22 protein-coding genes are annotated in these 24,138 nt (G+C 45.3%); 3 read left to right on the top strand and 19 right to left on the bottom strand.

Going from position 1 to position 24,138, the window contains the following annotated elements; translation table 11 throughout:
- Positions 1–134: 134 nt before the first annotated feature.
- The 11 genes from der to Q0K92_RS10840 form a co-directional block, all read right to left on the bottom strand.
- Positions 135–1,532 (bottom strand): ribosome biogenesis GTPase Der, encoded by a 1,398-nt coding sequence (der, locus tag Q0K92_RS10890; protein WP_297325827.1) that lies wholly within the window; start codon positions 1,530–1,532, stop codon positions 135–137.
- 110 nt (positions 1,533–1,642) lie between these two features.
- Positions 1,643–2,866 (bottom strand): outer membrane protein assembly factor BamB, encoded by a 1,224-nt coding sequence (bamB, locus tag Q0K92_RS10885; RefSeq protein WP_297325826.1) that lies wholly within the window; start codon positions 2,864–2,866, stop codon positions 1,643–1,645.
- 8 nt (positions 2,867–2,874) lie between these two features.
- Positions 2,875–3,513 (bottom strand): tetratricopeptide repeat protein, encoded by a 639-nt coding sequence (locus tag Q0K92_RS10880; protein WP_297325825.1) that lies wholly within the window; start codon positions 3,511–3,513, stop codon positions 2,875–2,877.
- 74 nt (positions 3,514–3,587) lie between these two features.
- Complete coding sequence (gene hisS, locus Q0K92_RS10875) at positions 3,588–4,847, bottom strand: histidine--tRNA ligase (RefSeq protein WP_297325824.1); 1,260 nt, start codon at positions 4,845–4,847, stop codon at positions 3,588–3,590.
- Entirely contained in the window at positions 4,847–6,085 is a 1,239-nt protein-coding gene (gene ispG / locus Q0K92_RS10870; protein WP_297325823.1) for a flavodoxin-dependent (E)-4-hydroxy-3-methylbut-2-enyl-diphosphate synthase, read from the bottom strand. The genes hisS and ispG overlap by 1 nt, the downstream gene beginning before the upstream one ends.
- Before the next feature lie 39 nt (positions 6,086–6,124).
- Positions 6,125–7,369 (bottom strand): RodZ domain-containing protein, encoded by a 1,245-nt coding sequence (locus Q0K92_RS10865; protein ID WP_297325822.1) that lies wholly within the window; start codon positions 7,367–7,369, stop codon positions 6,125–6,127.
- Complete coding sequence (gene pilW / locus Q0K92_RS10860) at positions 7,369–8,154, bottom strand: type IV pilus biogenesis/stability protein PilW (protein ID WP_297325821.1); 786 nt, start codon at positions 8,152–8,154, stop codon at positions 7,369–7,371. Before pilW ends, Q0K92_RS10865 begins: the two co-directional genes overlap by 1 nt.
- Positions 8,151–9,254, bottom strand: coding sequence for a 23S rRNA (adenine(2503)-C(2))-methyltransferase RlmN (gene rlmN / locus Q0K92_RS10855; protein WP_297325820.1), 1,104 nt, complete (start codon positions 9,252–9,254; stop codon positions 8,151–8,153). The genes pilW and rlmN overlap by 4 nt, the downstream gene beginning before the upstream one ends.
- 20 nt (positions 9,255–9,274) lie before the next feature.
- Positions 9,275–9,700 carry a nucleoside-diphosphate kinase gene (ndk, locus tag Q0K92_RS10850; RefSeq protein ID WP_297325828.1) on the bottom strand — a complete coding sequence of 142 codons (426 nt, stop codon included), beginning with the start codon at positions 9,698–9,700 and terminating at the stop codon, positions 9,275–9,277.
- 157 nt (positions 9,701–9,857) lie between these two features.
- Complete coding sequence (locus Q0K92_RS10845) at positions 9,858–10,664, bottom strand: DUF3025 domain-containing protein (protein WP_297325819.1); 807 nt, start codon at positions 10,662–10,664, stop codon at positions 9,858–9,860.
- A 46-nt stretch (positions 10,665–10,710) separates the two neighbouring features.
- Complete coding sequence (locus tag Q0K92_RS10840) at positions 10,711–11,460, bottom strand: EI24 domain-containing protein (RefSeq protein WP_297325818.1); 750 nt, start codon at positions 11,458–11,460, stop codon at positions 10,711–10,713.
- 337 nt (positions 11,461–11,797) lie between these two features.
- Between Q0K92_RS10840 and flgM the strand changes: the two genes are divergently transcribed.
- Positions 11,798–12,103, top strand: a complete 306-nt coding sequence (gene flgM, locus Q0K92_RS10835; RefSeq protein ID WP_297325817.1) for a flagellar biosynthesis anti-sigma factor FlgM — start codon at positions 11,798–11,800, stop codon at positions 12,101–12,103.
- The gene (locus Q0K92_RS10830; RefSeq protein ID WP_297325816.1) at positions 12,103–12,558 is read left to right on the top strand and encodes a flagellar protein FlgN; all 456 of its coding nucleotides are present in this window, start codon (positions 12,103–12,105) and stop codon (positions 12,556–12,558) included. The genes flgM and Q0K92_RS10830 overlap by 1 nt, the downstream gene beginning before the upstream one ends.
- A gap of 3 nt (positions 12,559–12,561) precedes the next feature.
- On the opposite strand, the gene motD is transcribed toward Q0K92_RS10830, so the two are convergent.
- From motD to flhB, 7 genes are all read right to left on the bottom strand, one after another.
- Positions 12,562–13,371, bottom strand: coding sequence for a flagellar motor protein MotD (motD, locus tag Q0K92_RS10825; protein WP_297325815.1), 810 nt, complete (start codon positions 13,369–13,371; stop codon positions 12,562–12,564).
- A gap of 48 nt (positions 13,372–13,419) precedes the next feature.
- Positions 13,420–14,178: a flagellar motor protein gene (locus Q0K92_RS10820; RefSeq protein WP_297325814.1), complete on the bottom strand. Its 759-nt coding sequence runs from the start codon at positions 14,176–14,178 to the stop codon at positions 13,420–13,422.
- 43 nt (positions 14,179–14,221) lie between these two features.
- The gene (locus Q0K92_RS10815) at positions 14,222–14,938 is read right to left on the bottom strand and encodes an RNA polymerase sigma factor FliA (RefSeq protein WP_297325813.1); all 717 of its coding nucleotides are present in this window, start codon (positions 14,936–14,938) and stop codon (positions 14,222–14,224) included.
- 6 nt (positions 14,939–14,944) lie between these two features.
- Positions 14,945–15,841 carry an AAA family ATPase gene (locus tag Q0K92_RS10810; RefSeq protein WP_297325812.1) on the bottom strand — a complete coding sequence of 299 codons (897 nt, stop codon included), beginning with the start codon at positions 15,839–15,841 and terminating at the stop codon, positions 14,945–14,947.
- Positions 15,834–17,111: a flagellar biosynthesis protein FlhF gene (gene flhF / locus Q0K92_RS10805; protein WP_297325811.1), complete on the bottom strand. Its 1,278-nt coding sequence runs from the start codon at positions 17,109–17,111 to the stop codon at positions 15,834–15,836. The genes Q0K92_RS10810 and flhF overlap by 8 nt, the downstream gene beginning before the upstream one ends.
- Complete coding sequence (flhA, locus tag Q0K92_RS10800; RefSeq protein ID WP_297325810.1) at positions 17,108–19,195, bottom strand: flagellar biosynthesis protein FlhA; 2,088 nt, start codon at positions 19,193–19,195, stop codon at positions 17,108–17,110. Before flhA ends, flhF begins: the two co-directional genes overlap by 4 nt.
- 66 nt (positions 19,196–19,261) lie before the next feature.
- The gene (gene flhB, locus Q0K92_RS10795; protein WP_297325809.1) at positions 19,262–20,404 is read right to left on the bottom strand and encodes a flagellar biosynthesis protein FlhB; all 1,143 of its coding nucleotides are present in this window, start codon (positions 20,402–20,404) and stop codon (positions 19,262–19,264) included.
- A gap of 327 nt (positions 20,405–20,731) precedes the next feature.
- Between flhB and Q0K92_RS10790 the strand changes: the two genes are divergently transcribed.
- Entirely contained in the window at positions 20,732–23,116 is a 2,385-nt protein-coding gene (locus tag Q0K92_RS10790) for a penicillin acylase family protein (protein WP_297325808.1), read from the top strand.
- Positions 23,117–23,210: 94 nt separating this feature from the next.
- On the opposite strand, the gene Q0K92_RS10785 is transcribed toward Q0K92_RS10790, so the two are convergent.
- Positions 23,211–24,138: calcium-binding protein (locus Q0K92_RS10785; protein ID WP_297325807.1), on the bottom strand; the 928-nt coding region annotated here is incomplete at its 5' end.

Here is a 24,138-nt window from a genome sequence, read left to right as displayed (position 1 = left end):
CGGTGAATAACTGATTTGATTCTTCATCTTCTCCTCCTCTCAAATCATTTTATCTCCGGAAAATCCGGTGCGATTCAGAAAGAAACATTAACTTATTATTATGGAATTTTTCCTGACTTTGGAAGATATCCAGCTTAACCATACTTCTTCCGATTACGTCGACGTTTACTATGTGCACGCCGGGCTTCAGCTTCAGTCGGTGCTGCGGGTTTTTTGTCGGCATAGGGATTATGGCCGACTTTAAAATCGACTCGTAGCGGTGTGCCGGTCAGTTTGAAAACGTCGCGAAAAGTATTTTCCAGGTAGCGCCGATAGGTTTCCGGTACATGATTGAGCATGCTGCCATGCACGATAATCAGCGGTGGATTGGAACCACCCTGATGGGCGTAGCGCATTTTGGGACGCGACATCCCACCACGCGGCGGCGGGTGTTTCTCGACTGCAGCCATCAATGCGCGCGTCAGCTTGGGTGTTGATAAATCTGCCATGGCAGCGGCATAGGCTGTGTCAATCGAAGGCAGCAGATTCTTGATGCCGCTGCCGTGCAGTGCCGAGATATAGTGCAATTGTGCAAAGCTCAAAAACGCCAGCTTGCGGCTCAGTTCCCGTTTCACAGTACCGCGCTGATAGTCGTCCAAATCATCCCATTTATTGACCGCGATGACCAGCGCACGCCCGGCTTCCAATATGAACCCTGCAATATGCGCATCCTGATCGGAGATTTCATGGCTTGCATCCAGCACCAGCACGACGACATTAGCATCTTCGATTGCCTGCAAGGTTTTGATGACAGAGAATTTTTCGATGGTTTCAAACACCTGTCCCCGACGTCGCAAGCCAGCCGTGTCGATCAAGGTATAGTGTTTTTCCTTATATTCGAAATCAATATAAATACTATCCCGTGTCGTGCCCGGCTGATCAAATGCAATCACCCGTTCCTCGCCCAGCAACGTATTTATCAACGTGGATTTACCAACGTTAGGACGGCCGACGATGGCAATTTTGGGATACTTGCTTTCGGGTGATTCTTCTTCGGTTTCTGGAAAATCCGCCAATGCCCAATCGGCAAGTTCCCTGATATTATCGCCATGCATGGCTGATACCGCGCAAGGCTCGCCCAGTCCTAATTCATAAAACTCGGCGGTCACAACGGCCGTCGCCATGCCTTCCGTTTTATTCACCACCAGTAGAATGTTTTGTCCGGATTTTCGCAGTTGCTCGGCAATGATTTTATCGTGCGCAGTGACACCCTGGCGGCCATCGACAATAAACAGCACTTTGTCGGCTTCATCGATTGCCTGCAGCGTCTGCTTAGCCATGGCATGTAAAATACCTTCTTTGATTACCGGCTCGAAACCACCGGTATCCATCACCAAATAGGGCTTATCGCCCACTTTGCCATGACCATAATGACGATCCCGCGTCAAACCGGGAATATCCGCCACGATAGCATCACGGGTACGGGTCAGGCGATTAAATAAGGTGGATTTGCCGACATTCGGACGACCAACCAAAACAAGTGTGGGTTTCATTATTTTTGCTGCTAGCGCTGTACACGCTCAGTGCCATGAAGTGAAAAAAATTACTACCAATTTCGCAGTATAGGTGAATCGTCAAGACCCAGGAAGGCTGACATCAACCACTAAAATTGTGTACTGAATGCGTAAACTCCCCCGCTGGCGGTTTGCACCGCAAGTCCGTCCCGGAATACACTGGGAGCCGTCTGAATCGCACTGCCATCGGTTGCTGAACGGGCAATCAATGCACCGTCGTAATTCCGCAATAAATTGACATGACCTTGATCATCCGCCACCACAATATATTGTCCATCGATAACGGGGCGAGTCAATTTCTTGCTACCCAGCCTGCTTTGTTTCCACATGCTGGCGCCACTGAGTAAATCATAAGCAGCCACGACACCCTTCTCTTCAGTGACATACACATAATCATTATCCATCGCAAGACCGGCACTGCTTGAAGATTCTCGTGCCCATATCTGCGTACCGTCATTAAGTGCAAAACACGCCACACGCCCCTGGTAGGCAACTGCACAAACAAATCGGTTATTGATCACCGGTGCGCTTGTGATATCCGTCATGCGTTCAAGTTCGGTCACGCCACGTGGATGTGAAACAGCGACTTCCCAACCGATATTGCCGGTAAACAAACTCATCGCAACCATTTTTCCACCGGGAAAACCGGCAAACACGGCCCCATGCGCAACGGTGACTCCGGCGGTGCTGCGCACAGTCAACGAGGGCGTAGCACCTTGGTATACCCATTTACGTTTTCCATCGATAGCGTCGAGCCCGAATATCCGGCCGTCCAGCGTGCGTACCACTACGATATTATTTTGTATTTGCGGCGGGCTCAAAATTTCACTGGTAACCGATACCTGCCACAACATATGCCCGGATTCATTGTAGGCGAGTACTTCCCCTTTGAATGTTCCCACCAGAATTAACCCTTCACCGATACCAACCCCGGCAGAGAAGTTGTTTTTAGTTTTTATCTGCCATAGCTCTTTACCGGTAGCTACATCGTATTTTGTTAGTTTTCCTTCTTCATCCGCTGTATATAATGCGCCGCTATCGTAAGCCGTATAAAAGGACGCGATTTGATTTTCACTGACCTTGTGCTTCCATTTTAAAGGAATACGATCAGCCGCCTTTAAAGCATCCAGTTCTTCCTTTTCATATACGATGACTTCATCTTTAACTAATAGATCAGAAATTTGCGTACTCATCGATTCGACAATACGCATATCAAATGGATTCATGCTGCCGCAACCAGCCAGCAGCAAAATCACGCCTATTGAAAATACAGATAATTGCCAGGACTTGGCAGAATTCAACCGAACGATCACGTTAATGGCTAATCAGAGTCGCCTAATGCATCCAATTTCATTTGGACGATATTGTAGTAATTGTTACTTTTACTTAACTTATCAATAGCTGCTTGATAGCTGAGCCGTGCTTCAGAAATTTTCTTTGCAGCTGTCAATATGTCGCCCTTACGATCTAAATATAAGCCTGCAAACGCTCCATCATGTTGTGTATTCAACATCTTCAATGCGTCATCATATTTTTCCTCATCCAGCAAAATACCGGCAATTCTTAAACGCGCCAGATCGTGCATTGTTGCTTCTTTTGCGTGATCGATTATCCACTGCAGATTTTGTATGGCGCGTTTGTTATTACCCGCTTCGACATCCGCTTGTGCCGCAATAAGTGCGGCACGGGGCGCATAACCGCTGGATGGAAAACCTGCAGTAAGCAACTGGGCTGCATCATTGATTTTCGTTGCATCGCCGGATGTTTTAACTTGTTGTAACAAAGTATATAAATCAGCTGCCTGATGTGCTTGTTGCTGTTGGTAGTACTTCCAGGCTTGTGCGCCGCCAAGCGTAACAAGGAACGCTGTCAATAGGATAGTGATGGCATTGCCATATTTGTCCCACCACGCTCTGAATCCGTCGATTTTTTCCTGTTCTTCAAGGTTATAAGTTGCCATTGTATGTTCCTGAATAAATAAAGATTCAATAAATTGAGTGAATTTTCAGCATCGGTAGGGTGATCATGCGACCATCATTTTTTGATTAATTCCGCCACTGCGGTCAATTTCACACTTGCTTGTTCGATGGGTTCACGTAATGGTTTGATCGTAACCTCTTGTGCATTCACCTCATCATCGCCAATAATCAGCGCATAACGTGCGCCCGTGGCATCAGCTTTCTTCATCTGCGATTTGAAACTCCCAGCGCCACAGTGCAATACCACATTCAGCCCTGCATCACGAAGAAACTCAGCGCATTTCCAAGCGTAATCCATGGCTTGTTCGCCCTGATGGACAATATAGATATCCGGTACGGATTGCCTGATTTCCTTATCATTTTCCTGCATCAACGCAAGCAAGCGCTCAATACCCATCGCAAAACCGCAGGCTGGCGCAGATTTCCCCCCTACTTGCTCGATCAGACCATCATACCGCCCACCCGCACAGACAGTTCCTTGTGCGCCTAATTTGTCGGTAATCCATTCAAATACCGTACGATTGTAATAATCAAGCCCTCTTACCAAGCGCAAATTAATTTCAAAATTAATGCCTTGTTCGCGCAGTATATGCTGCAATGACTCAAAATGAATGCACGACTCTTCATCCAGATCATCAATCAGCTTAGGTGCACCCTCAATGATTTCCTGCATACCGGGATTTTTGCTATCCAGTATGCGCAGTGGATTAGTGTGTAAGCGCCGCAATGAATCTTCATCGAGTTTGTCGTGATGCTGCTCAAAGTATTTAATCAATCGGGTTCGATGCAGCGCACGTGATTCAGCATTACCCAATGTACTGATTTCCAGGCGTAACCCAGGGATTCCCAATAAATCCCACAGACGCGAACACATGACAATCAGTTCTGCATCAATATCCGGCCCTGCATACCCCAATGCCTCCACACCCACCTGATGAAATTGCCGATAACGTCCTTTTTGCGGCCGCTCATGCCGAAACATCGGGCCGGAATAATATAATCTTTGTGGACCGGCATATAACAGATTATGTTCGATAACAGCACGTACACAGGATGCAGTACCTTCAGGTCGCAAGGTTAAACTGTCATTGTTGAGATGATCGATGAAGGTATACATCTCTTTCTCAACGATATCAGTGACTTCACCAATTGACCGAATAAACAAATCAGTCTGTTCGACCAACGGCGTGCGGATATTCCGGTAACCATACGTCGCAAGCCATTGATGTATGATCTGTTCGAAATGTATCCACCGGTAGGACTCATCCGGCAGAACGTCATTCATTCCGCGAATCGCTTTAACTCCGTTCACCATCAGACAGCTTTTCTCGGATATTTTTCGCTGACGTATTTATCAACAATCTGACGAAACTCATTGGCAATATTGTCGCCTTTTAAGGTCACGGTTTTTTGCCCATCGACAAATACCGGTGCCACCGGAGTCTCACCGGAACCCGGTAGGCTGATACCGATATTGGCATGTTTGCTTTCACCGGGACCATTGACCACACAACCCATCACAGCCAATGTCATGTTTTCAACACCTTCATATTGCCCACGCCACACGATCATTTCATCACGCACATACGCTTGAATACTCTCGGCCAATTCCTGGAAATACGTGCTGGTGGTACGACCGCATCCCGGACAGGCAGCTACCAGCGGAACGAATGCACGCAATCCCATGGTTTGCAGAATTTCCTGTGCGACAATCACTTCCCGTGAGCGGCTGCCGCCCGGTTCCGGTGTTAACGAAATACGAATGGTATCCCCGATGCCTTCCTGCAAAAGCACTGCCAATGCCGCTGTCGATGCCACGATACCTTTGGATCCCATGCCTGCTTCCGTCAATCCCAAGTGCAGCGCATAGTCACATCGCACAGCCAATTCACGGTAAACCATGATCAAATCCTGCACACCGCTTACTTTACAGGATAAAACAATTTTATCGCGATTAAGACCAATCTCCTCCGCCCTGGCGGCGCTTTCCAGCGCTGACGTGATCAATGCTTCCCGCATCACATATTTGGCATCCTGCGGATCACTGGAAGCTGCATTTTCATCCATAATACGCGCCAGCATCTCCGGATCAAGGCTGCCCCAATTGACACCGATACGCACGGGTTTGTCGTATTTGCAGGCTGTTTCAATCAAGATGGTGAATTGCTCATCGCGCTTTTTACCATGCCCGACGTTGCCAGGATTAATGCGGAATTTTGCCAAAGCTTTTGCGCATTCCGGGTAACTGGTCAGTAATTTATGACCATTGAAATGAAAATCACCGACCAGCGGCACATGGCACCCCATATCATCCAGGCGCGCACGAATTCCAGGTACAGCACTGGCCGCTTCCATTGAATTGACAGTAATCCGTACCAGTTCAGATCCTGCGCGCGCTAACTGTGCAACCTGCTCGGTAGTGGCTACCTCATCGACCGTATCGGTATTCGTCATCGATTGCACTACGACCGGTGCACCGCCCCCCACCATGACAGTCCCAACCCGGACACCTACACTGGATCGACGCTTTATAGAGAAATTATTTTCAGACATAATTTATATTGTATATAGATCAAAAGATTACAAACATTTTTATTTGAGTGTAAAACGTGCAGTTCCGTCTTGCTTTTTGTAGGAAGGAATATTAATTTCCTGATCATTATAGGTGAGATTGACTCCCGATGCATTGCCCAAAACAATCGACAATGGCCGTTTACCCACGATCATTTGCTCACTACCGCCCTTCTTGAGTTGCTCGAATAAAGGCACACCCTTGCCATCCACTACTTTGACCCATGAATCCGCAGTAAATTTAAAATATAAATTGCCTAAGTCGCTGGATGCGACAGTCGGTTTCTCAGTATCTTGCACAATAGATTTATTTTCTGTCGCAACAGCAAGTGCTTCAGTCTTTATACCAAGCTCGGTATTTGCGTTTTTCTCGGTACTTATTTGAATACTTGGCTCTGGTGCTTTATTGGTTTGCGTATTGATTGCATTCTTTATCGGTGAAGATATCGGTAGTTGAATTTCTACTGATGCTTTTTCAGTGACCTTCTTTGCTTCATTATTCATCGCACTACTATCCGATGTCTTATTCCAACCAATATTCTCAGAAATAAAGTAAGCCCCTAAGATAACAGCGAATAGGATAATGATAATAATGAGTCGATTGTTACCAGAGCTTTCCCGGTTTGAAGAAAACGATAGTTGTTTATTGGTAAGTGGCGTCCGTTCATAGGTAGATATTACCGGAACCGACTCAGGCAGCATTTGCAATAATGGGGTTGAATCCAATTGAACAAGATTCGCATAGTTACGAATAAAACCACGCAAGAATGTACGTCCCGGTAATTTTTCAAAATCCTCTTTCTCAATCGCTTCAATTTGTTGCACTGAAAGACGCAGTTGTCGGGATACATCGTCTATACTCATACCCTTAGCGATTCTCGCTCTACGCAATATATGCCCGACGCTTTGCACAATACTTGCAGAATCAATCTCATTCATTTGATTTTTAACTACTTTATGATCAAAACCCGTATGCATAGTCTCGTGATTACTGACTTCGACTTGCTCGACACCATTGTTGTTTTGATTGATCGAAAATGAACCGGAATCAGTCGTCCGCTCTGTGTTTGATACCCTTATATCTATTTCTTCTGATGCCGGCATGTTTTGACCCATCGTTAAATCTTGCTGAATATTCTCTTGCGTATTGTTATGCTCAGTATGTGGCAAATGACTCCGCATTGCTGTATTTAAATCGATATTAACTGATGCCATATCGCCTGAAAGTTGATCATTATTGCTATTGCTCTGATTGATATTGTTCATTATCTGATCTTTCCTTCTCGAATAGCTGCTGCTTCTCTGGAATCTGGGAAGTGCTTCTGCAGTTGAAAAATATAGCTATCAACAGCCAATTGATCACCCATTGCTTGCTCAATCTGTATCGCCAAAAATAAACTCTCAGGAGTTGATGGACTATTTTTCAATAAATCAGCCAATTTTGATTTTGCACCCACTACATTGCCACGTTGAAAATCGATATCAATTAAACCAATTGATGCAGACAGATAATTGGGTTGAATTGACAATGCCTTCTGGAGAAATACTTGTGCCTCGTGATATCTCTGACGCTTAAGCTCACACAAGCCCGCATTGGTAAATGCCATTTCCGGTGTTAAATAAAGTGGATCTTGTGTTGCTACCATAAAATGGTCTATCGCCTGATCCATACGCTGCGGAAAATGCTGGCATAAAAACCATCCATAATTATTATTTATTTCAGAGCTTTTAGGTGCCAACCGAATTGCCTGCTCGAAGTTATCCAGTGCTTTATTGTTTTCATTGAGTGTCATATTCACCAGACCCAATACATTGTACGCAGGCGCATAATTGGATTGAGCCTTGAGTGCTTCTGCCACTTCTTCTATCGCAACATTAAATTGTCTTCTATGAAAATACTCGGCAGCCAATTCTGTATGAATTTTAGCGCTTTGATGCGCTCGTTCTAATTTAGCCTGCTCGGACATTCCGTTTTCGATCGGTTGCTGTACGCAAGCATTTAACCATAGAAGATGCAGCACTATAAAAGAAACTAAGCGATATTTTTTCACTTCACTGCTTCCGTCTTTACATACATTGCTGTGCGGCGTGTTTTATCTTTTACTTGACCTGCCAATTGCCCACAAGCGGCCGCAATATCATCACCGCGGGTTTTTCTGACCGTTGTAACAAATCCTGCTTGCATCAATACATCACGAAAAATATTGACAGCCTCTGATGTAGAGCGTTTAAAGTCGGATCCGGGAAAGGAATTAAAGGGAATCAGATTAAATTTGCAAGGTACGTCTTGCACTAATTTTATGAGCTCACGGGCATGTGCGACACTGTCATTCACACCATCCAGCATCACATATTCAAACGTTATAAAGTCCCTCGGCGCTACTGCCAGATAGCGCTGACAAGCCGCCAATAATTCCTTGATCGGATATTTTTTATTAATGGGTACCAACTGATCACGCAAATGATCATTCGGCGCATGTAAAGACACCGCCAGGGCGACCGGACAGCGCTCACGCAATCGATCCATCGCGGGCACCAGGCCCGACGTACTGACCGTAACGCGGCGCCGCGACAGCCCATACGCGTGATCATCCAACATCAAATCCAGCGCCATGACAACATTCTCGAAATTGGCCAGCGGTTCTCCCATCCCCATCATGACCACATTACTCACTACCCGGTTCATGTCAGTGGCGGCAGCATTTGAGTCACTTCTCAGCGTCTTATTTGCAATCCACAATTGCCCAATAATTTCTGCAACCGTTAAATTACGATTAAAACCTTGCTTGCCTGTCGAACAAAAAGTACAGGCCAGCGCACACCCGACCTGGCTGGAAACACATAAGGTGCCACGGCTCACTTCTGGAATAAAAACAGTTTCGATACCGTTGCCGGCCCCAACTGACAGTAACCATTTACGTGTTCCATCCGCCGCCACATGATCAGAAATGATTTGCGGCGACTCAATGACGGCCAACGTCGCCAATTTTTCACGGAAACCTTTCGCCAGATCACTCATAGCGACAAAATCGGTTATGCCAAATTGATGAATCCAGCGCAGCAATTGTTTTGCACGAAACGGCTTCTCTCCGATTTCCGTACAAAAATCGGTTAAGCCTTTGGCATCATAATTAAGCAGATTGGTAGTCACTATCGAGATAGTTATGAGATTTAACGAGAATAAATATTTAATGTTGGGAAAAAACAAGCAATCTCAACTGCAGCAGTTTCAGGCGCATCTGAGCCGTGCACTGCATTGGCATCGATGCTGTCTGCAAAATCGGCGCGAATAGTTCCTTTTTCTGCTTTTTTAGGATCTGTAGCGCCCATGAGATCCCGGTTCTTTTTAATGGCTTCATTCCCTTCCAGTACTTGCACCATTACGGGACCGGATGTCATGAATTTTACTAAATCACCGAAAAATGGGCGCTCACGATGCACTGCGTAAAATTGCTCGGCATCAGCTTGTGATAAATGCATCATACGAGCCGCAATGATCTTCAAACCATTTGATTCAAAACGGGAATAAATCTCTCCAATTACATTTTTCGCAACAGCATCCGGTTTAATAATGGATAACGTCCTTTCAATTGCCATTAAATACTCCAATAAATTAGTAAATTAAACATGTATTTTAACAAAAAACACAGACTCAATTCGAGAAAACATACCGTATCAAGTCATAAGCAAGTCGCTTGCTTGAAAAAACCTATCCAGATAAGCGAGTTGTTATTAAATCAGATGAGATTATTGACTATGAAATTGAATCCGCCAATTTATAACGATCACGAAAATATTTCTTGTTCTCGTAATAGGCTTCCTTACTATTATCTTCAACCCAACCGGGGTAGCCTAAAAGTGGAATGGGGGTCAAATCAGCGTTTGATGACAACGACTCTAACAAATAAAACGCCAGCATCAAATCAATCGATTGAAACTGCTCCAATATGGTTTGATCAAAAAATGTTTCATCAACATTAAAAGCAATCCCCTTACCCGTCATACCCGTATAAGGATTTAATCCTTTCTCATACAATCCATGGCCAAAAACAAAAAAACGCATGGATGACAATACAGCTTCACGTTGCTGCCAGAATAGCTGCTTCCATTCAAAATTTCTCAGTAACTGTATCAATGCCTTCTGACTACTTACAACGATAACGCCAGACTCATCAAAAAGTGTTGCGGCATCCCTCAACACACCACGCTGTTTAATTTTATTAACTGATTCAAATAATTGCGCTTGATAATGTAATTGATTGAGTGCCGATTTAGCACGGGGAAAGATTTGCCATACCAATGCATTAAAAAAATCGTGCCAATTTTTAGCTCTTGTCTGCACCTGGCCTGTTAAATAAATTTTAGCTTCATAGTTTTGCTCAATGCATTGCTTCCCGCGTATTATGGGTACAAAGCACACATCCTTTCCTGACTGGGTCACAATCCGCTGTTTTTGTTGAATGCTTAAATTATTCAGATCAGAAAGCTCAGGCCAATACTGCATGGCTGCAACATATTCTTTTAAATGCCGAAAGGATCCAAATATTGGAGAAAGATCCATAAAATTCGGATCCCAGTTCTGGATACTCATAATCAATCGATATGATTTACTGATCTATAGCTAGATCAGGAATGCTTTTCTCATTTTCTGCGCGCAAAAGTTTTAAATGCGCAAGTCCAAAGTGAATGAATGCAAGTGCTGTAAAAATTGGCGCCAATAAATTAAGCACAGGTACAAACTGCATAAAACCTGTCAGCAATCCTAATCCCCATAGTGAGAATCTATTAGAAGCACATATTATTTTGATCTCCTGTTTACTGGCATGTTCAGATAATGCGTCATAGCGAAATAACTGCTGATTCATAAAAGCTGCCGCCACAAAGGGAACAACAATGCCTGCCCCGATTGTCCATAGTGGCAAGGTGATAATCCACATAAGAATAAAAATACCGGTAGCAAGCATCGCATTAATAACACTGCCACTAATACTGCCTCCATGCTCACGTTTCAGTTCCGGATAATTACGATTGGCAACCAATTTTATGAGTGCAGGCATTATAAAAATTGTTGTAATAACTAATGTCGTTATTATGATGAGTGGAACAAATATAATAATATGCAATAAGCTTTGAATACTGACAGCAACCCAGTCAGACTCAATATTCTTGAGCCATTCGCCAATGCCCATCTCACTGAAGGCTTGATAAGTTAATTCTGAGAAATTATCCCAAAAGAAGTAACCGATTGCGAACCAAAAAAACGTTGCGACCAAAATTGGCCAGACTATAATCCAAGCGATCTTGAACCGCACTAGATCTCTAAATGCATTTACAATTGCTTTAAATACGGAAGACATATTTTGAGTTCACAGTAAGAATATATATTTGATCTTAAAATGGCGATTATCTACGATATCATTCTGTTTTACTAATGCAACGAGAAGAATAGCTAAGATGATTCATGATCAGTTAAATTCAGATGATAACTACATCGTAAATAAATTCGATGATCTGCCGTAATTAGATCCATAAAAACGCATACGAATCAATATCGCCATCCTCTATTATCAAAAATTGCAGAAATTAGCCAAACCAAACCCATTTCAACAATATGCGAAAGTAAGTTTAAGTACTAAAGTTTTATACAAAAATGTCGATTAAATATTTAATAAAGTCCATTAAGAAGGAAGGAAAATGAAAATAGATAAATCATTACAGTCAGTAACCACCATCACTGTCAGTGATGGAAAAAAGCGAACTGATAGCGTGCCGCGTCCTGATACAAAACAAGAAAATAATGTACATCTGAGTCCGAATGTCACGAAGCTACAAAATATAGACAGCACTTCTGCTGGTGATTCAATTGTAAATACAGCTCGAGTTCAAGAAATCAAACAAGCCATCAGTGAAGGTAACTTTCGGATAAATCCAGAAGTTATTGCTGATCGACTCCTTGAAACTGTTAAAGAATTAATACAATCCAAAAAGGATGCTGTTTAATGACATCACCTTTATATTCATCAAACTTTACCTCAGTTTTAGAAGCTGAAAAAAGTACTTTAGGAAAATTTATTGAAATTCTTAAAAAAGAAGAAGATGCTTTGGTTCAAGGAAAAATAGAAGAAATTGACCATCTTTCCTCAAATAAATCACGCTTAATTGAGAAATTGATACAGATTGACAATCATCGCAATGAATATCTACAGAATCAAGGCATTACTCTAGAGAAACGTAGCATAAGTGACTGGTTAGAGAAACAGCTCTCAAATCAACCTGGAATACAGACTCTATGGAATGAACTGTTAGTGCAGGCGGAGATAGCCCAAAAAATTAACCATTCAAACGGTTTAATCATCTCAACTCACCTTCAGCATAACCAACGTGCGTTTGCTGCCTTACACTGTGCAGCAGGAAACGTTTCCTTATATGGACCCAAAGGTCAAACTTATATTTAAAGCTTATTCTTCTATTTTCAAGTCCTTAGTAATCGGTATTTCAGTTACTTTATCCGGATCTGTTGCTAAAATCATTACAGCAACTCGCCGATTTCTTTTTCTACCCTCTGGCGTTTCATTTGTTTCTATCGGTCTATTCTCACCATAGCCTACAGCAGTCAATCGACCGGCTTCGACACCATTTTCCACAAACAATCTGACCACACTACTCGCACGAGCAGTTGATAATTCCCAGTTTGATGGGAAATTTTCAGTATGTATCGGCAAATTGTCGGTATGCCCTTCCACATGAATTTCATGCTCGTGGTCTTTTATAACATGAGCAACCGCCTGCAACGCCAGACTGGAATTCTCAGCAAGCTTCGCTTGTCCTGGAGAAAAAAGAACACTCGCATTAATCTCTACAGTGATTCCAAGCGTGCTCTGCGTAACTCTTACTTGACCATCCTTTACCAGAGGCTCCAACGCATGGAGGATATTCTTAGCCATACTTTGCATTTTTTCTTGCTTTTTCGCTTTACGAGAACTTAGCTCATCAATAGGCTTGATTGAATCAATCTGCTTCGATTGCGAAATGTGAATGGGTGTAAATTCTGCGGATTGTACAGATGTTAAATTTGATGTATTACTACTTTTAAACGCACTGACCAATGAATGGCTTAGAACACGATATTTACCTTCATTAATTGAAGAAATCGCATACATCACTATAAAAAATGCAAATAGTAATGTGATAAAGTCCGCGTATGAAACAAGCCAGCGCTCATGATTCTCGGTAGATTCATCATTTCTTAATTTTCTTCTTTTTAACATGAAATACCCAAAAGATCAGAATCAATACTCAAATTTAAGCAGCTTGTACTAAATGTAATAACCTTTCAATCGGTTCTCAATAAACCGAGGATTTTCGCCATTTGCGATGGCTACAAATCCATCAACCAGAATCTCTTGCAGCACCATTTGCTCGTTAATTATGCTTTTTAACTTATTAGCAATAGGTAAACAAACCAAGTTTGCCAACCCCACGCCATAGACTGTTGCAACAAAGGCAACTGCAATACCACTTCCCAAAAGTTCGGGATCCGTTAAATTTTCCATGACATGAATCAAACCCAATACAGCGCCCAATATGCCAATTGTCGGTGCGTACCCCCCAGCGGCTTCCCAAATTCGAGCGGATTGGCGCTGATGCATTTCTAAGGCCGAGATATCAATTTCCAAAACTTCTCGCAATTTCTCCGCGGTACTCCCATCGGCAAGTAACTGCAATCCTTTCTGTGCCAGCGGATCTTTTACCACAGACACATGCGACTCAAGAGCCAATAAACCATCTTTTCTGGCAATATGGGACCAGCTAATGATTTGCTTGATCAAGGCTTGCGGCGAATTATCGGGTGGAAAAAATACCCATGTACTCATTTTGATTCCACTTAGAAAAATCTTCACCGGACTTTGCAATAAAACCGCCCCGGTGGTGCCGCCCATGACAATCAAAAATGCGGCAGTTTGAATTAGAGAACCCGCATGACCGCCTTCAAGTATCTGTCCGCCAATGATTGCAACAAAAGCCAACGAAATACCAACAACGCTATTCAAATCCATTTTTGATTTTTTATTCATCGAAACATCGCTTCATTACAATGGATGATTTATAAATAACATATCAAGAATTTCTTAAGCGGCTGCGTAAACGCGCTACTGCCTGGGTATGTAACTGACAAACCCGCGACTCACTGACCCCAAGCACCTCGCCAATTTCTCTTAAATTCATTTCTTGCTCATAATGCATCCCCATCACCTGTTTTTCTCGGGGCGGCAGATTATCAATGGCAGCAATCAATTGCGTTCTAAAGTTCTCATCCAGTAATGCATTGAGCGGATCTCCCTCGGAATCCACCAATAGGCGATCCAGAAATGGCTCTTCATCATCTTGCTGGAAATCCTCGTAATAAATTAACTGGGCACCGCGTGCGCTTTGTAATGTCTCATGATATTCATCCAGCGACATATCCAGCTCACACGCCAGATCCAATTCACTCGGCGCACATCCTTTACGTTGTTCTAATAAATTGACAGCAGCTTCTATACGACGCATTTTTTTTCGTATGCTTCGTGGTAGCCAATCTGCCTCGCGCAATTCATCTAAAATAGAACCACGTATGCGTTGCGCCGCATAACTTTCAAATTGCCGGCCATATGAACCTTCATAACGGCTGATCGCATCCAGCAAACCAATCATCCCGGCTTGAATCAGATCATCGACTTGTACGCTCGCCGGCAATCGAGTCATCATGTGATAAGCGATGCGCTTTACCAATGGCGTGAATTCGATAACAAACTGTTCTTTATCAATCGTTTTAATTCCAGTCGCAGTATACATAATCAATTACACCGTAAAATTTGCCATACTAAGATGGCTTGTTCGAATCAACCGTTGCATAAAATTATCAACCCCCCCGTTATACTTATCCGGACATGAAGAGCGAAAAATGTCGTGAGATAATTGCCTAAAGCACAGTGCAGCTTGCGAAGTCGGAAATGCATCGATGACAGATTTACACAGCTGAGTGGCACTGCGTAATTTCTCATCGCTTTGTATATAACCGATAAACTCAAGTGTTACAGAAAGATATTGGCGCGCCACTTTATATAGATTCTGGTAAATGGCCAGCGACTCTGTCTCTGATTCCACCTTATTCACCAGAATGAGAAAATGTTGTTTCGCATATTCCTGACTCATGATCTTAATCAGCGCGTAAGCGCCAGTCAGTGAAGCAGCCGACCCTGAAATCACGATCATCACCTGTTCTGAAGCCAAACTTAAAGGCAGGACATGCGTAGTACCGGTCATCGCAGTATCGATCAGCACAACATCAACAGATTCAGTCAGTTCTGAAAAGCTCTTGATAAGCCAATCTTGTTCGAATGGGCTCAGCTTATTGAGTGCATGAATACCGCGCATGGCAGATAATATGGTTATATTTTCAGGGCTCTGCAGTAAAACCTGATGTAATTTTTTATCCCTGTTGATGACGTGAAGCAGATCAAAGCGTGCTTGCAGCCCCAGGTTAGTGCAAATATTGTTATGGCATGAATTCTCGTCAATCAGTAGTACGCGTTGGCCATTCTTAGCCAATGCCGTGGCAAGATTCACCACAACACTGGTTTTTCCTACCCGGCTCTTCCCGCCAGCAATGGTAAAAACCCGTGCTGAATCATGCGCCTGAAATGACACCAAATTACGTAAGCCAGCGGCCTGATCCTGTGTAATCATCCTAGTCATAATTGAACCCTGCTAATGACTTTTCGCCAGTACGTGATGGTTCTGCGCTATTCTTGCTTGCCATAATCAAGGCAAATTCCGCATCTTGCAGCGTAAACGCAGAATCTCCCGGAGATGATTTAAAAATACGATGTAACAAATACCGAGGGTTAGCCGCGTGAATATCTTCCGGAACCTTTTGCCCGTTTGCCACATAATGCAGCATCAATTTTCTGCGGATAACGGCATCCAGTGCCACACCAAGACTTGCCGCTTCATCGACCTTAGTAATAATGCAACCGTAAATACCGTTCTTTTGGTAGGCGGAGATCACTTCGTCCAAAGTTTTGCCATTGGACGCGGCGCTCAACACGAGCATACGTTTTACATCGGTGCCGCAATTACTCAGCATTGCAATCTGCTGTGCCACCATGTGGTCACGCTGACTCATGCCAACGGTATCAATCAGCACCATGTGCTTGTTCTTCAGCTCCGATAGCGTAAGTTGCAGGTCATCCGTATCTTTGATAGTACGCACCGGAACACCTAATAATTGCCCATAAATTCTTAATTGCTCATGACCGCCGATACGATAGCTATCGGTAGTCAGCAATGCCACTTTGTCCGCGCCATGCCTGATGACACATCGAGCTGCCAGCTTTGCGGTGGTGGTCGTTTTCCCAACCCCCGTAGGACCAATCAGTGCATACACTCCGCCTTTTTCCACCATCTCATCACTGGCAACCGTATGCAAATTAAAAGCCAAAGCCGACATTGCTTGCTTCAAACTCTGCTCATAATCAAAATCAGCGGTTAATTTATCCACCAGGCGACGCGATAACAGCGGGCTAAAACCGGCATCCAGCATGGCACGCAATATTTTCATTTTCTCCGGTCTGCGCTGCGTAAAGTTTCCCCAGGCAACGGTGGCCAATTGATCTTCCAGCGTACTCTTCATGGCATGTATTTCTGCAATGATGTCATGCGCCAATGACGCGGACATGACATCGGAAGATACCTTCTGAGTTTCTGCCGGCTCATGAGTCAAAGGCAATAATTTTGAATACGATTCTGTCGTATCCAGCGCTCTATGGTGTTCATACTGAGGAATATGAGGCACCGCTGGCGGTGTTTCCACGAGACTGGACATCTCGGAATCCGCCAGCGCCATGATCTCTACACCATCCTTTGTTTTTCTGTTTGAAAGTATCACCGCATCAACACCAAGCTCATCTTTAACCTGACGTAATGCTTCTTTCGACGTGGGAGCAATATATCGTTTTACTTTCATTTGCTACCTCCAATAACGGCAGTGATTTTGATTTTTCTGGAACTTGGGATTTCTGAGTGGGACAGCACGCTTAACTGTGGCAATACACGCCGCAAAAATTTGGCTAATAAGAAACGAATGGGACTGGGCACCAATAACACGATAGGCAACCCCAGCTTTTCCTGTTGCTGCGCTGCACTGCGGGCTTCTTTGAGCAAAGTATCGGCAAGTCCGGGTTCTATTCCTGCACCTCCCTGTGCCCCCCCCGTTTGCATCACTTGCGCGAGTATATTTTCCAACTCATGATGCAAACTCATTACCTGCAACTCGGTACCTGCAGGGAAATGCTGCTCGACGATCGCACGACCTAAAGCGTTTCTGACAACCGCAGTCAATTCGTTAGCATCCTGCGTATGTACCGCGTTCTCCGTCAGCACATCGATTACGGTACGCATATCCCGGATATGCACACTCTCTTCCAGCAGGTTATGTAAGACTTTCTGTACCGTAGACAGAGGTAATAGTTTTGGAACCAAGTCTTCAATCAGTTTTGGAAATTGCGTGCTCAGATGATCCAGCAGTTTCTGCAATTCCTGTCTGCCTAATAATTCAGCAGCATGTAAATGGATCAAATGATTAATATGCGTTGTTACCACGGTACTGGCATCAACCACGGTATAACCATTGGTTTGTGCTTGTTCTCGCAAAGAGGCTTCAATCCACACAGCCGGCAACCCAAATGCCGGATCACTGGTCACGGTGCCAGGCAGTTGCATAGTGACTCGCCCGGGATTGATGGCCAGATACATCCCCGAATAAGATTCACCTTGACCGATGACCGAACCTTTGAGAGTGATACGATAACCATTAGGCCGCAGTTCAAGGTTATCGCGAATGTGCACAACCGGCGGTAGAAAACCAATTTCCTGCGCAAATTTTCTACGTATGCCATTGATCCTTTTTAACAGCTCCCCCTGCTGGGCTTTATCGACCAGCGGGATCAATCGATAACCGACTTCCAACCCCAACGTATCAATCGGAGTCACATCATCCCAGCTTGCATCCGTTCTCTCTACCGCGGGAACTTCCGGAACAACCGGCGCCGCTGTTAATTGAGTACTTGCACTTTTTCCCTTGAAGTACGCGATCGCGCCCAGAATAGAAGCGATCAGCAGAAATACAAAATTGGGCATGCCTGGAATCATTCCCATAACACCGAGAATGCTTGCAGTAATCACCAATACTTGCGGTTGATTAAACAGCTGACTTAAAACTTGCTCACCCAGATCTTCGTCCGTAGTGACACGGCTCACCACCAAACCGGCGGCCGTTGAAATAATCAGCGCAGGAATCTGTCCCACTAGGCCATCACCAATTGTCAACATCGTATAATTCTTGGCTGCTGCACCCATTTCCATATCATGCTGCAGTACGCCGACGATCAACCCACCAATAATGGTAATCAGCATGATCAATATGCCGGCAATGGCATCACCGCGTACAAACTTGCTGGCACCATCCATTGATCCGTAGAAATCCGCTTCTTGTGAAATGTTGGCCCGGCGTTTACGCGCTTCATCCTCACCGATCAACCCGGCATTCAAGTCGGCGTCAATAGCCATTTGTTTACCAGGCATGGCATCCAACGTAAAACGTGCACTCACCTCTGCAATACGCCCCGCGCCCTTGGTAATCACCACAAAATTGATAATCACCAAAATAATAAATACGATTATTCCAACCGCATAATTACCGCCAACCAGAAAGTGCCCAAACGCTTCAATCACCTTACCTGCTGCATCAGGGCCGGTATGCCCTTCCAGCAATACCACCCGGGTCGAAGCAATATTGAGTGACAGTCTTAATAAGGTTGTGATCAGCAATATGGTAGGGAAAACCGCAAAATCCAGCGGATTCCTGGTGTAAAGGCTCACCATCAACACGATGATGGATACCGCAATATTGAAGGTAAACAATAGATCCAGCACAAATGGCGGCAAAGGCAACACCATCATAGCCAGGATCATGATAATCAATATCGGACCGGCAAGCGCCCTGAGATTATTCGTATCGACTAACGATGATAAGGTAGCTGCATTATTCATATCGTTTGCAATTAAGCGCCTATATTGAGAAATCGGTTAATAAGTGACTCATCTTATTTGTATCCACTAAACAGCGTATTTGGGTTGATCCAGTCCATCCGGTACTGGCACATCCGTTGGCGGTTTAGGAGCATCGCCGCCATATTCGTTATAACGTCTTAACTGAAATATGTAGGCCAGTACCTCAGCCACCGCGGTATACAGTTTTTCAGGTATTTCACTTTCAAGTTCGGCGTGATAGTACAAAGCACGTGCAAGCGGCGGTGCTTCAAGAATCGGTATGCGATTCTCTTCAGCCACTTCACGAATACGTGCCGCTAACAAATGCACGCCCTTTGCAACCACCGTAGGCGCACGCATGGTTTCGCTTTTATACTTAAGCGCCACCGCATAATGCGTCGGGTTAGTCACAATGACATCCGCATTCGGTATCTCCGCCATCATGCGGCGACGCGCAGCTTCACGTTGCAAACCACGAATCCGCGCTTTCACAAAAGGATCGCCCTCGTCTTCTTTATGCTCTTTGCGGATTTCTTCCTTGGTCATACGCAGTTGCTTCGCGTGTTCCCAAAGCTGGAATGGCACATCGATCACAGCGATTAATGCCATTGCGGCAACGGTCAGCAGAAAACTCATCACCAGATACTCGCCCGTGCGCTGGATTCCGGAATCCACCGGCACTGTCAATAGCGCCATCACTTCTTCTTTGTTGTGCCAAATGATCAACGCTGCAACGCCGCCAATGACTATGGTTTTGGCAATTGCTTTTATCAGCTCAACCAAGCTGCGCATTGAAAATATTCTGCCGAAGCCTTTAATGGGATTGATACGATCGAATTTAGGTAGCAGTGCCTTGGAGCTAATCATCCAGCCGCTTAATAGCATGGGTGCAAAAAACGCTACGATGATCAGTAACAGAAGTAATGGTGCGATTGCGATTAAGCCTTCAAAAGCCAATTCATAGAAACGAGTGAGCATCAAATCCGGTTGAAACGCCAACTCCCGCTCCAATTGCATGCCTGCTTTCATGATCCCCAGGAGCTTATCCATCAAATCGGCACCCAAAAACAAGATGCCGGCCGCAGCGACTATCAATAAAGCGAATGTGGTCAATTCTTGAGAACGCGCAACCTGCCCTTCTTCCCGCGCTTTCTCTATGCGCTTGGGCGTAGCCTGTTCCGTACGTTCTAGATCACTATCTTCAGACATGACAAACTCCAAATTCTTACAAATGAATTATCATGCTGATTGTCACGATTCAATAATGCGAACAAAGAAGGAATCATCCCCTTTATCCATGCAATGCTGAAGGTGATCTCATATTTTGTTTTTTATCAATGAATTACTGATAAATTAATTTATTAAATGGTTGCATCTTGAAAACTTCAGAAAGGCTGTGAATAATCCACATTCATCATGCCGAACACCGCGAGGAATCTAACACTGCAGATTTTTCACGATGTTCAAAATGACAGTTACTCAGAAATTTCTTAGCATTTTTCCGAATGATTCATTACTTATTGATTTAATAAGGATATGTATATTACGTTACGTTATATTCGCCGCCTTCTGATAATAGGCGTGTTAATTACCTGCTTATTGATCATTACTGCAGGATTCTTACTGCGTGGCAGCCTGCCGCACTATGATGGTGAAATGGTGGTGGCGGAATTATCCGCCCCAGTATCGATTGACAGAGATACGCTTGGCAGCGTTACTTTAACAGGTCAAAGCCGCGTGGATCTGGCCATGGCGATGGGTTACGTTCATGCACAGGAACGCTTCTTTGAGATGGACTTAATGCGCCGGCAAGCTGCCGGTGAATTAGCAGAATTATTCGGCACCGGTTTGATTACGCATGACCGCAGGGCACGTCAGTTTCGTATGCGATCACGCGCTGCAGTGGTATTACAGCAACTTCCTGCCGAGCAACTGCACTTACTGGATGCGTACCGGATCGGCGTCAACCAAGGCATGCAAGCGCTGACTGTGAGTCCTTTTCCGTACCTGCTGACACAGACCCAACCGGCTGCGTGGCGCAATGAAGACAGCATTCTGGTGATATTCGCGATGTTTTTCACCTTGAATGAATCAAATATTTATCGTGAACTAAAGCTGTCCAGCATGCGCGCAGCATTACCCGACTCGGTTTATCAATTTCTGACCATGCAGGCGGGCAGCTGGGATGCGCCACTGATCGATGAACCGTTTGCATTGCCGAAACTACCGTCAATCACTGATATTAACCTGCAAGCACTGGATGAGCATTTATTCAAAGACGATCACTTGAATACTGAATATGCGCCAGGAAGTAACAGTTTTGCGGTTTCCGGTGCGTTAGCCGATGGCGCTGCCTTGATCGCGAATGACATGCATCTGACATTACGGGTACCCAACATCTGGTTTCGGTCACGTCTCATTTATCCATCCACGACATCCTCGGATCATCATGACATCACAGGCATCAGTTTGCCGGGTCTGCCTTCGATCATCATCGGATCGAACCGCCATATTGCCTGGAGTTTTACCAACAGTCATGGTGATTTTGCTGACTGGGTTCGGGTAACCCTAGATGAAAAAGATCACACACGTTATCTCAGCGCAGCGGGCTGGAAACCGCTCAATACCATTCAAGAGACGATCCATGTTCGCGCTGCTCTGGATGAAATTCTCACTATTTCTGAAACCGAGTGGGGACCCATCATGGCGCAAGATCATGACAAAACCCCTTTGGCGCTAGTCTGGACGGCACTGCAACCCGAAGCCATCAACCTTAAGCTGATTGAGCTGGAACACGCACAGACGGCCGAACAAGCTACAAAAATTGCACAATTGGCCGGTATGCCCGTGCAGAACTTTATTGTCGGCGACCGCAACGGCGATATCAGTTGGACGTTCGCAGGGCGCATTCCCAGTCGATCCGGCAATTATGACCCGCAACTGCCTGCCGATTGGAGCATCTCCGATACCGGCTGGAACGGCTGGCTGGACGCCGAACACTATCCGTTAATCAACAATCCCGCATCACAGCGACTGTGGTCTGCCAATTCCCGCGCAGTCTCGGGCAATCAGCTTGCGCTGCTAGGCAATGGCGGTTACGACCTGGGTGCCAGAGCCACGCAAATCCGCGATAGTTTATTGGCACGTGATCAATTTACCGTTGCAGACATGCAAGCGATCCAATTGGATGATCGCGCACTGTTATTAACACGCTGGTATCAATTGTTAAAAACCACCCTGGAAGCGGCTGACGACGATAATTTGCCGTGGGTTGCCGTGATGAAAGCTGCGCTAAACGACTGGGATGGACATGCCGCGGCGGATTCTGTTTCTTATCGCGCAGTCCGCACATATCGTTATGAAGTCATGAAAACCGTGTTAAACGGCTTCGCCGCTCAAGTCAGACAACAAGATGCAACTTTCAAATTACCCAGACTCAGCCAGGGAGAGCTGATCGTATGGCAATTGCTTGAGCGCCAGCCTCAGCACTTGCTGCCGGTGCCGTATAGAAATTGGGAAGAATTGCTATACCTTTGTGCTCAGGTTGTTGCGGTGCAACTGCAGCAAAACGGCGGTATTACTGAACGCAACTGGGGGGAATATAACGCTGCACGCATCCGCCACCCGTTCAGCCAAAAATTGCCCGCATGGCTTGCGCAATGGCTCGACATGCCGAATGATCCGCTGCCCGGCGACCATAATATGCCACGCGTTCAATCCCCTGATTTTGGTGCCTCGCAACGTTCAATCGTCGCTCCCGGCCAAGAAGAGAATGGTTATCTGGATATGCCCGGCGGACAAAGCGGACATCCGCTGTCACCGTATTATGGCAGCGGCCATGCCAATTGGGTTAGTGGAAAACCGACACCGTTTCTTCCTGGAAAGCCTGAAAGGCAGATGAAGTTGATTCCAGCAGATTGATAGTTTGCTGGTTCTGTCCATACAGGATGAAAGATGCTAAAAACAAAGCCATAGACAGCGTGCAATGCGGTGAGCATTCACTGCAGCGCAAAGATCAGAATGTCACATTGCCCGCGACCAAACCGGTACCATCATTATGCGTCACGATACCCAGCACCTGGATATCCGTTGCAACGATGGTATCATCGCCGCCGGATCCGGCGGTATACAGCACCATTGCAGTCTGCGTAGCTGAGAAATTGATGACAAACAGGTGTTCTTCGCCGGTTGCAATGCCGGTAAAGTCGATTTCTTCCCCCAATTCGGTTAAAACATTGGTTAGTCCTGCCGTCGTAAAATCGGCCAGTACAAGCTCGATTTCCGCATCCAGCAGCACGGTGGCTTCCTGATTCGTACCACCGACAATGGCTTGATTTCCCAAATCTGCACTATTACTCGTCGAATAATCCAGCGTACCGTCACTATCATCATCCAACAGTGTTTTAAGCGCTCCTGAGACCTGAATCAGGTCGTCCGTAGCCGTGTTGGCATTAGCATCAAATTGGGTAATTGAGTCTGCACCGCTATTCGCACCGGCTGCAGCGCCATCCGAGACCGTGCTATAAATGACTGTTTGGCGGGCATTATCATTGGCACTACTGCCGAGCGGAATGGTATCAGCGCCTGCGCCACCCGTGATGCTGTCATTGCCTGCGCCGCTGGTCATACTGTCGTTGCCTGCGCCGCCGACAAGCGTATCGTTGCCCGTCCCTCCGGAAATCGTGTCATTACCGGAACCGCCGGTAATACTGTCATTACCTGTACCGCCGGTAATCGTAAAAACACCATCGGTTTCGGCATTGCCATTGAATGTCAGTACCCCTGAATTGGCGGCATTCGATAACGTCAAGGTAGCACCGGCTGCCACCAGCGTGTTTTGCGTCGTCATGGTAACAGCCGTATTGGTATTGCCAAGCGTAATGGCCTCAATGTTCTGGACATTATCAAAATCGTTTGCGGCAGTGAAGGTTGTATTGCCAGTT

This window comes from Nitrosomonas sp., assembly GCF_024282095.1.
In the GTDB taxonomy this organism is placed as follows: domain Bacteria; phylum Pseudomonadota; class Gammaproteobacteria; order Burkholderiales; family Nitrosomonadaceae; genus Nitrosomonas.
The sequence above is the reverse complement of the archived record's forward strand: the minus strand, read 5'-3'. Positions and strand labels throughout refer to the sequence as shown.

Excerpts from the sequence above, each read along its gene's own strand:
- der (WP_297325827.1), bottom strand. The coding sequence starts at position 1,532 with ATGAAACCCACACTTGTTTTGGTTGGTCGTCCGAATGTCGGCAAATCC.
- hisS (WP_297325824.1), bottom strand. The coding sequence starts at position 4,847 with ATGGTGAACGGAGTTAAAGCGATTCGCGGAATGAATGACGTTCTGCCG.
- Q0K92_RS10820 (WP_297325814.1), bottom strand. The coding sequence starts at position 14,178 with ATGAATAAAAAATCAAAAATGGATTTGAATAGCGTTGTTGGTATTTCG.
- Q0K92_RS10840 (WP_297325818.1), bottom strand. The coding sequence starts at position 11,460 with ATGTCTTCCGTATTTAAAGCAATTGTAAATGCATTTAGAGATCTAGTG.
- ispG (WP_297325823.1), bottom strand. The coding sequence starts at position 6,085 with ATGTCTGAAAATAATTTCTCTATAAAGCGTCGATCCAGTGTAGGTGTC.
- Q0K92_RS10810 (WP_297325812.1), bottom strand. The coding sequence starts at position 15,841 with ATGACTAGGATGATTACACAGGATCAGGCCGCTGGCTTACGTAATTTG.
- Q0K92_RS10880 (WP_297325825.1), bottom strand. The coding sequence starts at position 3,513 with ATGGCAACTTATAACCTTGAAGAACAGGAAAAAATCGACGGATTCAGA.
- flgM (WP_297325817.1), top strand. The coding sequence starts at position 11,798 with ATGAAAATAGATAAATCATTACAGTCAGTAACCACCATCACTGTCAGT.
- Q0K92_RS10830 (WP_297325816.1), top strand. The coding sequence starts at position 12,103 with ATGACATCACCTTTATATTCATCAAACTTTACCTCAGTTTTAGAAGCT.
- flhB (WP_297325809.1), bottom strand. The coding sequence starts at position 20,404 with ATGTCTGAAGATAGTGATCTAGAACGTACGGAACAGGCTACGCCCAAG.
- motD (WP_297325815.1), bottom strand. The coding sequence starts at position 13,371 with ATGTTAAAAAGAAGAAAATTAAGAAATGATGAATCTACCGAGAATCAT.
- Q0K92_RS10865 (WP_297325822.1), bottom strand. The coding sequence starts at position 7,369 with ATGAACAATATCAATCAGAGCAATAGCAATAATGATCAACTTTCAGGC.
- Q0K92_RS10790 (WP_297325808.1), top strand. The coding sequence starts at position 20,732 with ATGTATATTACGTTACGTTATATTCGCCGCCTTCTGATAATAGGCGTG.
- ndk (WP_297325828.1), bottom strand. The coding sequence starts at position 9,700 with ATGGCAATTGAAAGGACGTTATCCATTATTAAACCGGATGCTGTTGCG.
- Q0K92_RS10845 (WP_297325819.1), bottom strand. The coding sequence starts at position 10,664 with ATGGATCTTTCTCCAATATTTGGATCCTTTCGGCATTTAAAAGAATAT.
- flhF (WP_297325811.1), bottom strand. The coding sequence starts at position 17,111 with ATGAAAGTAAAACGATATATTGCTCCCACGTCGAAAGAAGCATTACGT.
- Q0K92_RS10815 (WP_297325813.1), bottom strand. The coding sequence starts at position 14,938 with ATGTATACTGCGACTGGAATTAAAACGATTGATAAAGAACAGTTTGTT.
- flhA (WP_297325810.1), bottom strand. The coding sequence starts at position 19,195 with ATGAATAATGCAGCTACCTTATCATCGTTAGTCGATACGAATAATCTC.